General features: G+C 74.5%; 11 protein-coding genes. 1 reads left to right on the plus strand and 10 read right to left on the minus strand.

The window, feature by feature from the left end:
* Positions 1-50: 50 nt before the first annotated feature.
* The 8 genes from AB0L40_RS23080 to AB0L40_RS23115 form a co-directional block, all read right to left on the minus strand.
* The gene (locus tag AB0L40_RS23080; RefSeq protein WP_364360300.1) at positions 51-992 is read right to left on the minus strand and encodes an IS110 family transposase; all 942 of its coding nucleotides are present in this window, start codon (positions 990-992) and stop codon (positions 51-53) included.
* 453 nt (positions 993-1,445) lie between these two features.
* Entirely contained in the window at positions 1,446-2,042 is a 597-nt protein-coding gene (locus tag AB0L40_RS23085; protein WP_364360303.1) for a MarR family transcriptional regulator, read from the minus strand.
* Positions 2,039-3,559, minus strand: coding sequence for a DHA2 family efflux MFS transporter permease subunit (locus AB0L40_RS23090; protein ID WP_364360305.1), 1,521 nt, complete (start codon positions 3,557-3,559; stop codon positions 2,039-2,041). The genes AB0L40_RS23085 and AB0L40_RS23090 overlap by 4 nt, the downstream gene beginning before the upstream one ends.
* A gap of 161 nt (positions 3,560-3,720) precedes the next feature.
* Positions 3,721-5,508 carry a phosphatidylglycerol lysyltransferase domain-containing protein gene (locus AB0L40_RS23095; RefSeq protein ID WP_364360308.1) on the minus strand — a complete coding sequence of 596 codons (1,788 nt, stop codon included), beginning with the start codon at positions 5,506-5,508 and terminating at the stop codon, positions 3,721-3,723.
* A gap of 246 nt (positions 5,509-5,754) precedes the next feature.
* Positions 5,755-6,330, minus strand: a complete 576-nt coding sequence (locus AB0L40_RS23100) for a thioesterase family protein (protein WP_364360311.1) — start codon at positions 6,328-6,330, stop codon at positions 5,755-5,757.
* Between the two features lie 22 nt (positions 6,331-6,352).
* Positions 6,353-7,312: a lipoyl synthase gene (gene lipA / locus AB0L40_RS23105; RefSeq protein WP_364360314.1), complete on the minus strand. Its 960-nt coding sequence runs from the start codon at positions 7,310-7,312 to the stop codon at positions 6,353-6,355.
* 133 nt (positions 7,313-7,445) lie between these two features.
* On the minus strand, positions 7,446-8,249 hold the full coding sequence (gene lipB / locus AB0L40_RS23110) for a lipoyl(octanoyl) transferase LipB (protein ID WP_364360317.1): 804 nt from the start codon (positions 8,247-8,249) through the stop codon (positions 7,446-7,448).
* Complete coding sequence (locus tag AB0L40_RS23115) at positions 8,246-9,409, minus strand: polysaccharide deacetylase family protein (protein ID WP_364360320.1); 1,164 nt, start codon at positions 9,407-9,409, stop codon at positions 8,246-8,248. The genes lipB and AB0L40_RS23115 overlap by 4 nt, the downstream gene beginning before the upstream one ends.
* A gap of 44 nt (positions 9,410-9,453) precedes the next feature.
* On the opposite strand from AB0L40_RS23115, the gene AB0L40_RS23120 reads away from it, so the two are divergent.
* Positions 9,454-10,095: a hypothetical protein gene (locus tag AB0L40_RS23120; RefSeq protein ID WP_364360323.1), complete on the plus strand. Its 642-nt coding sequence runs from the start codon at positions 9,454-9,456 to the stop codon at positions 10,093-10,095.
* Positions 10,096-10,155: 60 nt separating this feature from the next.
* On the opposite strand, the gene AB0L40_RS23125 is transcribed toward AB0L40_RS23120, so the two are convergent.
* Together AB0L40_RS23125 and AB0L40_RS23130 are read right to left on the minus strand one after the other, a co-directional pair.
* Positions 10,156-10,887, minus strand: a complete 732-nt coding sequence (locus tag AB0L40_RS23125; protein WP_364360326.1) for a 2-oxo acid dehydrogenase subunit E2 — start codon at positions 10,885-10,887, stop codon at positions 10,156-10,158.
* 39 nt (positions 10,888-10,926) lie between these two features.
* Positions 10,927-11,828, minus strand: a 902-nt coding sequence (locus AB0L40_RS23130; protein WP_364360329.1) for a 2-oxo acid dehydrogenase subunit E2, incomplete at its 5' end; no start/stop codon positions are given.

Below are 11,828 nucleotides of genomic sequence, written 5' to 3' on the forward strand. Positions count from 1 at the left end.
GCCTCCCGCTCACCGACCCCAAGACCGAACCCTCTACCGACCTCGACGACCTAGTTCAAACACGCCAACTTGAGCGGATTTCTTGACGCGGGACACTGGGTGACGGCGATGCGGTGGATCGCGCAGTTCAGTTGCCGGTTGCCGCTGCGGTCCAAGCGATGTCGGTCGGTGCGGCCGGAGGACGCGGGGACGGGCGCGACGCCGGACATGCGGGCGAACGCGGCATCACTCTTGAGGCGGTGGACGTTGGCCGTCTCGCCGATCAGCTTCGCGGCGGTGACGGGTCCGATGCCGGGCACGTCGAGCAGACCAGGCGCGTAGTCGGCGACGAGGGCAGCGATCTCGCGCTCGAGCTCCTTGACGCGGCGGGTGTGCGCGCGGATCTGGTTGAGGAGGTCGCGGCAGATCCGGATGTCAGCGTGCTGGTCGGTGCGGGCGAGCTTGCGGGCGAGGAGGTCGAGCCACTTGATGCGGTCCAGGCCGCCGACGGGGACCTGCAGGTCGGGCCAGCGGTCGTGCAGGAACCAGCGGAGCTTGTTCTGCGCGCGGGTGCGCTGCTTGACCAGCGACTGGCGGTGATCGACGAGCAGCCGCATCTCGCGGGACGTCTCGTCGAGGATCGCTACGGGCAGGTTCTCGATGCCCTCGGCGAGCGCGACCCTGGCGACGGCGGTCGCGTCGATGGTGTCGCTCTTGCCGCGCTCACGGGCGGTCTTGCGGCCGCCGGCGGTGAGGTACGCAGTGACGCGCACTGCGCGTTCGCCGCGGGCCAGCAAGAAGCGCTCGAGGCTGCCGGAGACGTGGCGGCAGTCCTCGATCGCCCACACCCTCGGCTCGTCGCCCGGGGTGTGCTGGCGGGTCCAGAGCAGCAGCTGCTCGAACCCGTCGTTGCGGGCCGGCCTGGTGGCGGTGGCCAGCAGTTCGCCGGTCTCGCGGCGGACGATGGCGCAGGTGTGGGTGTCCTTGTGCGTGTCGCAGCCGATCACGATCATGTTCAGGTCTCCTCGATTTGAGCAGGGGGACACGACCGTCCGGTGGACACGGCTTGGTGGGTGCGGTGCAACGCTCCTATGAAGTCACGCCGGCACGGTCGATGGCCAAGCGGCGGCGGGCGACAAAACCCGGGAAAGTCACGAAGACACCCGGCTCATGAGTCAGCCCGTCGCCGCTGGCTGCACCCTTCCCGACCGACGACCTCGGCGCAACGCGTCGGGGTGCGTGGCGCTCGCCCTACGGGCTCCCGCCACGCACCCCGACGACCACGCCTTCGCGATCAACGGCCAGTTCCGGGCACACCCAGAAACTGACACCAACCTGGCTCAGACTCCGTCAAAACCGGCCCGGCTCATGGCGCGGCGCCCGGCCGACCGGGTTGACCCGGCTGCCCGGTTGGCCCTCCTGCCCGGCCGGCCAGCGCGCCCCGGCGCGGCGGCTCCGCCCCGCGATCAGCGGGCGTCGAGGTGCGCCGCGATCGCCGTCAACGTCCGCGCCGTGGCGGCGAGGTCGTCGGCGGGCAGGGCCTCGAGGTCGGCCGCCCACTCCGCCTGCCAGGCCGCGACCCGGCGGGCGACGGTCTCGCGGCCCTCGGGAGTCAGCTCGACGCGGACGACGCGGCGGTCCTCCGTGTCACGGACACGGACGGCGAGGCCGTCGGCCTCGAGTCGATCGACGGTCGCGGACGTGGAGGCGGCGTTCAGCCCGGCCGATCGGCCGAGCTCGCCGATCGGCGTCGCCCCGCCGACGCCGCCGACGGCGCCCAGCTGCCCGAGGATCCGCATCTCCCCAGTGCCGAGGCCGCCCGCGCCGTGGGAGCGCCGGGACTTCAGGCGCCGGATCGCGCCCAGCAGGCCCCAGACCGCGTCGGCGACGTCCGCCGCCGCGGTGTCGGTGGGCGTGCTGTCGGCGTTCGCCGCCGTGCAGACGTTCGCGACCGCGCCGACCGCCGCCGCGTCGATGTTGGCCGCCGAGCCGCCGACCGCCGCCGAGCTTCCCCCTGCCGCGGCGTCCGGAGCCTCGTCGTCCGCCGTGGCGGTCGGGCTCACGCGAGCGCCTCCAGGGCCTCCGAGGCGCGCTCGCCCGCCGGGGCGTCGCCGGCCGGGCCGTCGTCCCGCGGGTCGGTGCCCGTGGCCTCGGCCTCGCGGCTGCGCTGCCGCTCGACGCGCATCAGGACGAAGGCGGGGATCAGGGCGACGAGGGTGACGCCGAGGACCCACCAGTAGACGTCGCCGAACGCGCCGGCCAGCGCCGACGGGTCGGACCCGCGGCTGCCGAGGTCGTCGGTGTTGCGCTGGAGGACGACCGTCAGGACCGCGACGCCGATCGAACCGCCGACGCGCTGCAGGGTGTTCAGCTGCGGCGACGCGTGGTTGATCTCGCTCGGCTTCAGGACCGAGAACGCCGCGGTCATCGCCGGCATCATCGACAGGCCGACGCCGAGGCCGCGGAAGACCATCGCGGCGCTCGTCGCGGCGTACGGGGTGTTGGCCGTCAGCAGCATGAACGGGACCGTGGCGATCGCCGTGATCGACACGCCGACGACGGTCACGCGACCGGCGCCGAAGCGGTCGCTGAGGCGGCCGGAGAGGCCCATCGCGACCATCGCGCCGATGCCCTGGGGCCCGACGAGCAGGCCGGTCGAGATCGCGTCCTCGCCGCGGACGGTCTGGAAGTACAACGGGATGATCACCATCGCGCCGAACAGCGCGGCGCCGAGGGCGAACGTCGTCATCGACGCCGCCGCGAAGGCGCGGTTGCCGTACAGCCGCACGTTCAGCAGCGGGTTGGGGATCCGCATCGCGCGGGCGATGAACAGGCCGACGAGCACCAGGCCGGCCACCAGCGGGCCGACGACGGCGGCCGAGCCGATGTCGTGCGTCGCGGTCTGGGCGAGGCCGTAGGTGACGGCGGTGACGCCGACGGCGACGAGCACCAGGCCGATCGCGTCGAGCTTGCCGGCGTCGCCGGGGAGGTCCTTCGGGAGGAGTCGCATGGTCGCGAAGACGGCGATGACGCCGATCGGCACGTTGACGAGGAAGATCGACTCCCAGCTGACGTGCTCGAGCAGCAGGCCGCCGACGGTCGGGCCGAAGACCGGCGCGAGGACGATCGGCACGCCGATGAAGCTCATGATCCGGCCGAGGTTCTTCGGGCCCGCGGCGCGGACGAGGATCATCTGGCCGACCGGCATGATCATGCCGCCGCCGATGCCCTGGATGACGCGGAAGGCGATGAGCTCGCCGCTCGACGTCGCGAGTCCGCAGAGGGCCGAGCCGAGGGTGAAGATGATCAGCGACAGCACGTAGAGGCGTCTGGCGCCGAATCGGGTCGACGCCCAGCCGGTGATCGGGATCACCGCCGCCAGCGAGAGCAGGTAGCCGGTGGCCACCCACTGGATGTCGCTAAGCGGCGAGTTGAGGTCGCGCGACAGCGTGTCGAGCGCGACGTTGACGATCGTCGTGTCGAGCACGGACATGATCGCGCCGAGCACGATCACGATCGCGATCTTCTTGACGTGGGGGTCGATGGGCGCGGGGCGCGCCTTCGCGGTGGTGGTGGCCATCGGTGCTCCTGGTCCTTCGGTGCCGAAACTTCGTCGCCGAAATATTAGCAAGCGAAATAAGTGGCGCGCAGCCGCTCGCCCGGACGGCCGTCACAGGACCGTGGATCCGCAGGCCTGGACCGCCGATGCCGCCCGGGCGCGGCCCCCGGGCGGCGCGTCGATCAGCCGCGCGGCGCCGGCGCCGGACCGATCGCCCGGCGGGCCGGCCGGCTGGTGATCCGGCCGGCCAGCGGGACGCTCGGCAGGCGGATCTGGCCCTCGACGAGCATCGCGGCCCACATCGTCCGCAGCTGTGCCTGGCGGCCGTCGTAGAGCATGTAGCGCGGCACCCAGGACGGGTCGAACTTCTTGTTGAAGCGGTACAGCCGCTCGATCTGGAAGAAGCGGTCGAGGACCTTCACGACGGGCCCCATCGTGCGCTCCCAGCGGGTCCGCGGCTCGTGGATCCACTGCCGGTAGGCGGCGAAGTTCAGCGAGACGCGCTCCATGCCGCGGGCCCGCGCCTCCTCGATCATCTTCACGACGAGGAAGTCGACGACGCCGTTGGGCAGGCCGCGCTCGTGCGGGGTGCTCGACAGCGACCAGTTGCCGCCGGCGGGGCTCGGGACGACGTGGACGAGGGCGCGGACGCGGCCGTCGGCGTCGCGGGCCAGGACGGCGAGCGAGTCGGCGGACGCGGCGTCGGCCAGCGGCATCTCCATGCAGAAGCCGTGCGCCTCCTTCTCTCCCCAGGCGGTGACGACCTGGGCGACGTCGGCGCGAGTGGCGGTGTCCATGTCGCCGATGCGGACGACCTCGGAGGTGTAGCCCTCGCGCTCGACGCGCCCGACGGCCTGGCGGACCTTCTTCAGCGGGCGGCCCTGGGTGGTGAAGGACGCGACGTCGATCATCGCCTCGTCGCCGATGTACATCGCCTTCATGCGGCCGCGCGCGCAGACGCGGTCGGCGAGCTCCTGGCCGGCGCAGAGGACGGCCATCCGCACGTCGTGGTGGTCGGCGATGCCGCGCAGCTCACCGAGCAGCTCGTCGACGGCGTCGTCGGGGCCGCTCGGGGCGCCGCCGACGAAGAGCACGCCGGCGCGGATCGAGAACATCCCCGCGGCGCGGCCGTCGGCGGTGACGTGCGGGATCACGTCGGTGCGGCGCGCGAAGCCGCTGAGGGTGTCGGTGCCGTGGCGGGCGATGACCTCGCCGGCGCGCTCCCGGGCGCCGTAGTCGGCGGCGACGGGCGGGCGGCGGAAGACGATCACGATCGCCAGGAACAGCGTCATCAGGCCGGTGACGCCGATCGCGCCCGGCAGCCAGCCCATGTGGTGGGGCATCGGCAGCGTCGTGTCGCGGGTCAGCGTCAGGAGGACCAGCGACTCGTGGACGATCGTGCCGAGCGACGCGTCGCTCCCGTCGCGCCAGGTCACGAGCGCGAGGGCGGCGACCGTGGCGACGAAGACGCCGACGGTCATCCGGGCGATCGTGCCGATCGTCGACGTCCAGCGCTCCTGGAGCGGCTCGACGTCGAAGGACCCGCGGGCCCGCCAGAGCACGAGCGCGACGCCGCCGGTCGCCAGGCCGGTGGCGACGTCGAGGCCCTTCACGACGTTCAGCACGGCGAGGACCGCGAGCGAGCCGACGGCGACGTCGAGCGCGCGGCGGTGCCGGCGCGCGAGGTATCGGCCGGTCAGGAGCAGCGTGATGCCGACCGGCACCGCGAGGGCGCGGGCCATGTCGGGGACGCCGGCGCCGACGCTCTCGCGCAGCAGCTCGAGTCGGCCGTCGTCGGACGGGCTCAGCGTCGACAGGAGGTTCGCGAGGCCGGACGCCGCGACGGCGACGCCGGCGAAGAACGGGAGCTGCACGCTGCGCCGCCGCGAGAGGTGCGCCAGGACGGCGAGCACCACGACGAGGACGAGCAGGCTGAAGCCCGCGGTGAGCAGATGGGACTGCGATGGCACCGGCGCATGGTGGCAGGGTCGGATCAAGGCTTGCTGAGAGCGTTCCGGCGCCAGTGGACGGTGTCCTCATCGCCGCGGTCTGTGTGCGGTTCCTCCTGCACCTGCAGGGATTTCTGCCGGCGGCCGACGGAACGTGGCGCGCCGGCGCCTGGACGCCCGGCGGGGCGCCGGACGGGGGACGGGCGGTCAGGCCGGGCGACGAGCGGAGCGGCCGGCCGGGACGACGCGGGCCGCGGCCGGGCGGGCTCAGCCCGCGTCGACGCCCGGGCCGCCGAGGCCCAGGTAGCGCTCGCGCATCCAGCGGGGGATCGCGACGGACCGGCCCGCGCCGACGTAGACGCAGACGTACGTCGTGCGGGCCTGCGCGCGCAGCTCTCCGTCGTCGCTGCCGAGCGCCCGGTAGCGCAGCGTCACGGAGGAGCGGCCGAGCCGCTCGAGGTCCAGCACGACGACGAGCTCCTCCTCGGCGCGGGCGGACTTCGCGAACTCGACCTCGGTCTTGACGACGAGGGTCTCGATGCCGCCGCGCGTCATGGCCCAGAACCCGCCCAGCCGGGTCGTGTTGAGCCGCATGTACGTGTCGTCGAAGAGGTCGAGGTACCGCGGGTGCGCGAGCACGCCCTGCGGGTCGCACTCCAGGAAGCGGACCCGGACGGGCAGCTCGATCGGGCCCGACGCGACCTCGGCGGTGGCCGGCGCCCAGGCGGGTGGGGCGTTGGTCAGCGCCGTGGGGAACGGCGCGGTGGCCGCGCCCGAGGAGGCGGCGTCCGCCGGCGCCGCGTCGTCCGAGGGGCCGGCGGTGGCCGCGTCGGTGGTGCTCACGGTGGCGGGGCGACCGGGCCGCTCAGGCGGCCGCGTCCGCGGTCTCGGCGAGGGGTCCGGTGCCGGGCTGGTCCTGGTCGATGTGCTCGTCCGCGTGGTAGCTGGAACGGACCAGCGGCCCGGCGGCGACGTGCGAGAAGCCGAGCTCCTCCATCCCGATGCGCGCGAGCTCGTCGAACTCCGACGGGTGCCAGTACCGCACGATCGGCAGGTGGTTCTCCGTCGGCCGGAGGTACTGGCCGATCGTGAGGATGTCGACGTCGACGGCGCGGAGCATCTTCATCGTCTCCACGACCTCCGCGAAGGTCTCGCCGAGGCCGACCATCAGGCCGGACTTCGTCTTCATCCCCGGCCGCCCCATCCCCGACGCGTTCATCTCCGACGCGTTCTTCAACACCCGGCACGACCGGATGAACGTCGAACCCCGCCGCGCGACGGGGTACAGCCGCGGGACGACCTCGACGTTGTGGTTGAACACGTCCGGGCCCGCCGCGATCACGGTCGCCAGCGGCATCTCCTCACCCCGGAAGTCCGGGGTCAGCGTCTCGATCTTCGTGTCCGGCGACTGACGGCGGATCTGCGTGATCGTCGCGGCCCAGATCCGCGAGCCGTAGTCGGGCATGTCGTCGCGATCGACGGACGTGACGACGGCGTGGCGGAGGCCCATCATCGCGATCGACCGCGCCACGCGGGCGGGCTCCAGCGGGTCGTCCCACGTCGGGGTGCCGGTCATCACGTGGCAGAACCCGCACCGTCGGGTGCAGGTGTCGCCGAGGATCATGAACGTCGCGGTGCCACGCTCCCAGCACTCCCCGATGTTCGGGCACGCCGCTTCCTGACACACCGTGTTCAGGTTGTTGGCGCTGATGGTCTCCTTCAGCTCCCGGTACTTCGGGGACCCAGGGGCGGGGACCTTGAACCACGACGGCTTGCGCTCGCGATACGCGACGGTCTGGTTGCCCAGCACCTTCGCGACATCCATCCCACCCGGCTTCGCGCGAGAACGCGTCTGACGGACGGGGAGCGGCGTGGACGGAGCCTCGGACACGCCTTCCAGCGTAGCGCGCGAGGTCGGCCGCCCCCGTGGGCTCCGGCACGCGCGCCGGACGGTCGTCTCAGCCGGCCGCGGCCCGGACGACCGCCGCGTCGGCCGGTGCGACGGCCGTCCCGAGCTCGCGGCCGAGGGCCGCGGCGAACCGCTCGCCCACCGCGCGCACCGCCGCGGAGCCGTCGAGACCGGGCTCCGTCCGCAGGTCCGGCGCGCCGGTCTCGCGCGCCAGCGACGTCATCGGCGCGGTCAGGCCGCACGGCACGACCCACGAGAACGGCGTCAGGTCGGTGACGACGTTGAGCCCGACGCCGTGGGTCGTGACGCCGCGGGAGAGGTGCAGGCCGATCGAGCCGAGCTTGCGGTCGTCGACCCAGACGCCGGTGTACTCGATGCCGTCGTCGTTGCGGCCGCGGGCGTCCACGCCGTCCTCGCGGGCGACGGCGACCATCGCGCGCTCCAGGGCGCGGACGACGGAGATCACGTCGGTCGTCCCGGCGACGAGGTAGCCGACGAGCTGGCCGGGACCGTGGAAGGTGACCTTCCCGCCGCGGCGCACGTCGACGATCTCGATGCCCCGCTCGGCGTACCAGTCGGCTCCGAGGGGCAGCTCCTCCGGCGTCGCGCGGCGGCCGCGGGTGTAGACCGCCGGGTGCTCGAGGAGCAGCAGCAGGTCGCCGACCTCGCCGCGGACGCGGGCGTCGCGCAGGCGCTCCTGGAGCTCCAGCGCCTCGGCGTACGGCACGCTGCCCAGCCACGCGACGCCGAGCGGCCCGTCGCCGGTCACCAGCCGGGCGGCGGACGCGCCGGGCTCGGCCGCGCGAGCGGGCGCGATCCCGGGCACCGTCGCGGGGGCGTCCGGGGTGCTCACGACGCGGCCTTGCCGGGGGTCAGGTCGACCGGACAGCCGTCGTAGCCCTTGCGCAGCTGGGCCTCGCTCGGGCCGTCGCTCGCGAGCATCCGCGTCACGGTGACGGGCGTCAGGTGGCGCTCGCGCAGGGCCGCGATGATCCGGGGCATCGCGGCCAGGGTGTTCTCCTTGACCTCGTGCATCAGGATGATCGAGCCGGCCTGCATGCCCTTCTTCGCGGTCTCGACGATCTGGTCCACCGAGGTGTTTCCCAGCGAGTCCTGCGTGTCGACGTTCCAGAGGACCTGGACCATGCCGGCGCGCTTGACGATGCGGTCGGTCTCGGCGTTGTGCGACTCGTACGGGGGGCGGAAGAGCTCCGGCGGCCGGCCGAGGGCGCGGTGGCTGGCCTCGTTGCCGTGCTCGATCTCGGCGCGCTGGTCCTTCGCGCTCTCGGTCGCGAGCGCGGGGTGGTTCTGCGTGTGGGACCCCGAGTCCCAGCCGAGGTTGCGCTGCACGCGCACGTACTCCTCGTTGCCCGGCACGTTGCGGCCGATGCGGAAGAGCGTCATCGGGATCCGCTCCTTCGACATCAGGGCGATCCACTTGGGGGACAGCGGCCCGGGTCCGTCGTCGAAGGTCAGGGCGACCCAGGGCTTCTTGCCCGCGCCGCAGTAGACGGGGAGCCCGAGCTTGGCGTACTTCGCGACGGCGGCGGCGCGCTCGAGCTGGTCGCTGCTGGCGCGTGCGGCCACGCCGGCGAGGCTGCGCAGCTCGCCACCGTCGGGCCTGGCCGCGGTCTTCGCGTCGTCGCCGTCGTCGCCCCCGCCGGCGATCGCGGTCGCGCCCAGGACGACGAGCAGCAGCGCCACGACGGCGCCGCCGATCGCGGTCGCCCGGCGGCGCAGGACGACGGGTGGCAGCGGCGTGCGCGGGGGGCGGCCGGAGGACCCGGGGGCGTCGACCCCGGGGTGGGGTGCGGCGTCGTGGGGGGCGTCACCGTCGTCGTCCCGGCGGGGTCCGTCGCGGTCCGTCGCGTCGTCGTCCCGGCGGTCGCCGGAGCGCCCGCCACGGCGGGCCGGGGCGTCCCAGTCGCCGCCCCAGTCCCAGTCGGCGACCTCCCGCTCGCGCGGGTCATCGGGACGGTCGGGCGGGTCGGAGGGAGGTCCGGCGGGTGCCACACGACCACGGTAGCCCACGGGCCCTCCGGGCATACTCTCCGGGGATGCGCCGGCCCCGACCCGTCCGTGCGACGGAGCCCCCGTTCTGGCTCGCGCGGCTGCGCTGGCGGGTCCGCGGGCAGAGCTCGCGCCTCGCGTTCGCGGGGGCGCTGGTCGCCGGCGGCGTGCTGCTCGCCGTGCTCCCGCCGTCGGGCGATCCGGGCCTGTCGTGGGCGGGGATCGGGCTCCTGCTGGCGTTCGTGCTCGTGCTCAGCGTGGTCGGCAGCGCGGTCGGCGCGCGGCTGCTGCGCCGGCGCGACCCGTCGCTCCCGCGGATCGTGGCGCGCGACCGAGCCGCGACGATGGCGGTGCTGCTCGGGGTGGTCGCGCTGGCCGTGGGCGGATTCCTGCACCGGCCGGCGGTCGTCGCCAAGCAGCAGCGCTACGACGGGATGGTCGCCGAGGGCCGGCGGCTCGCCGAGCGGCGCGCGCCCGCGTACGCGAAGGCGCGGCTGGCCCATCCGGACGTCCGGCGGCTGTCGACGGCCGGGGCGCCCGACGTGCTGCGCGTCTGCTTCCCGGTCGGGCGGCCGGACCGGGCGTGGTGCGCGATCGTCCGCCGCGACCGCGGGGTGGCGCGGGCCCGGACCGACAGCGACACCCGCTCCAACGCGCTGGCCGCGAGCGAGGCGGACGAGGGGCCCTGAGCCGCGGGCCGGCGATCCCGCGGCACCGCCGGCGGGCCGGCGGTCGCGCGCGGCGGCGCCTCAGGCGTCGAGGACGTCCCGCGGGTCCTCGAGCAGCCCGGCGAGGCTGCGCAGGAACGCGCCGCCGTGCGAGGGGTAGATCGCGCGGTGGTCGGCCGTGAGGGTGAGCGTGACCACGTGGCGGGGCTGGATCGAGTCGCCGATCACCCACGGCCGGCGGCGGGGCGCGCCGACGGCGAGCGCGGCGCCGACGCCGGGCGGCATGATCGCGTCGAAGCGGTCCGGTCCGTCCGGTCCGCCGTCGATCAGGGCGAACGTCGGGCCGGCGCTGTCGGGGGCGCGCAGCGCGCCCTCGCGGGCCTTCTGCTGCAGCTCCGCCCGGCGCGCGGCGATCCCGGCGAGCGACTGGCCGCCGGCGTCCTGGATCGTCGGCAGCACGATCGACTCGCCGTCGAGGTCGACCGCGAGCGCCACGTTGGCCTGCGTCCAGGACTCGAGCTTGCCGTCGCGCCACGCGCCGTTGACGCGCTCGTGGCGCCGGAGCGCGAGGCCCGTCGCGCGGACCACGGCGTCGACGAACTGCACGCCGCCGGGCAGTCCGACGGTCAGCTCCTCGACGTCCGCGTCGACGGACGCGGTCCACGTCGGCACGGTGGCGCGGACCTCCGCCATGCGGCGCGCGATCGCGGTCTGCACCCGCGAGGGGATCTTCGCGGTCGCGGTGCCGCGCTTGGTGCCCTCCGCGACCGTGACGTCCGCGGGCGGGGTGACGAGGTCGGTGGGCTCGCTCATGCTGCAGCGAGCATGGCACGTCGCCCGGGGCGACCGGTGCTAGAAGGCGAGCGCGCCGGGGTGCTCGAGGATCGTCCGCAGCCGCTCGAGGAACGACGCGGCGTGCGCGCCGTAGATCACGCGGTGGTCGCTGCTGAGCGTCACGGTGCAGATCGGGCGCAGCGTCGGCTGGCCGTCGATCGGCACGTAGCGCTCGATCGCGGCGCCGACGGCGAGGATCGCGCCCTGGCCCGGACCGATGATCGCGGTGAAGTGCGACACGCCCATCGCGCCGAGGTTGCTGATCGAGAACGTCGCGCCGGCCATCTCCGCCGGCGTGATCCGGCCCTTGCGCGCGCGGCCGGTGAGGTCGCGGGTGCTCGCCGCCAGGGCCGCGAGCCCGAGGCGGTCGGCGCCGCGGACGACCGGGACGACGAGGCCGCCGTCGTCGGTGGCCACGGCTACGCCGATGTCGATCCGCTCGTGCTGGAGGATCCCGTCGTCGGTCCAGGCGCTGCGGACCCGCGGGTGGTCGACGAGCGCCAGGGCGCACGCCTTGACGAGCAGGTCGTTGACCGACGGGGTCCGGCCGCCGCCGCCGGGCGCGCCTGCGGCCTTCAGGTCGCCGCGCAGCGCCAGCGCCGCGGCCAGGTCGATGTCGACCGACGCGACGAACTCGGGGATCTCGGTCCGGCTCTGGACCATCCGCTCGGAGACGAGCCGCTCGATCCGCGACGGGGCGCGGAGCGCGGCGGCGGGGGCGCGGTCGGCGTCGGCCGGGGCGGCGGGCGTCGGGGCGTCGCCGGTGGAGGCCCGGGTCGCCGTCGCGCCGTCCGCGGCCGGCGGGGTGGGCGTCGCGCCGTCGGGGGCGGGGTCGGCGGCGGGGGGCGCGCCGGGGGGGGGGGGGTTGGGGGGTGCCCTGCGGCGACCCCTTGGGGGCGCCGCACCCCACCCCCCCCCCG

This window comes from Patulibacter sp. NPDC049589 (assembly GCF_040675535.1).
GTDB lineage: Bacteria > Actinomycetota > Thermoleophilia > Solirubrobacterales > Solirubrobacteraceae > Patulibacter.

What these genes read in the sequence shown, in the direction of transcription:
- AB0L40_RS23080 (WP_364360300.1), bottom strand. Translation starts at nt 992, where the DNA reads ATGATCGTGATCGGCTGCGACACGCACAAGGACACCCACACCTGCGCC.
- AB0L40_RS23090 (WP_364360305.1), bottom strand. Translation starts at nt 3,559, where the DNA reads ATGGCCACCACCACCGCGAAGGCGCGCCCCGCGCCCATCGACCCCCAC.
- lipA (WP_364360314.1), bottom strand. Translation starts at nt 7,312, where the DNA reads ATGGATGTCGCGAAGGTGCTGGGCAACCAGACCGTCGCGTATCGCGAG.
- AB0L40_RS23120 (WP_364360323.1), top strand. Translation starts at nt 9,454, where the DNA reads ATGCGCCGGCCCCGACCCGTCCGTGCGACGGAGCCCCCGTTCTGGCTC.
- AB0L40_RS23125 (WP_364360326.1), bottom strand. Translation starts at nt 10,887, where the DNA reads ATGAGCGAGCCCACCGACCTCGTCACCCCGCCCGCGGACGTCACGGTC.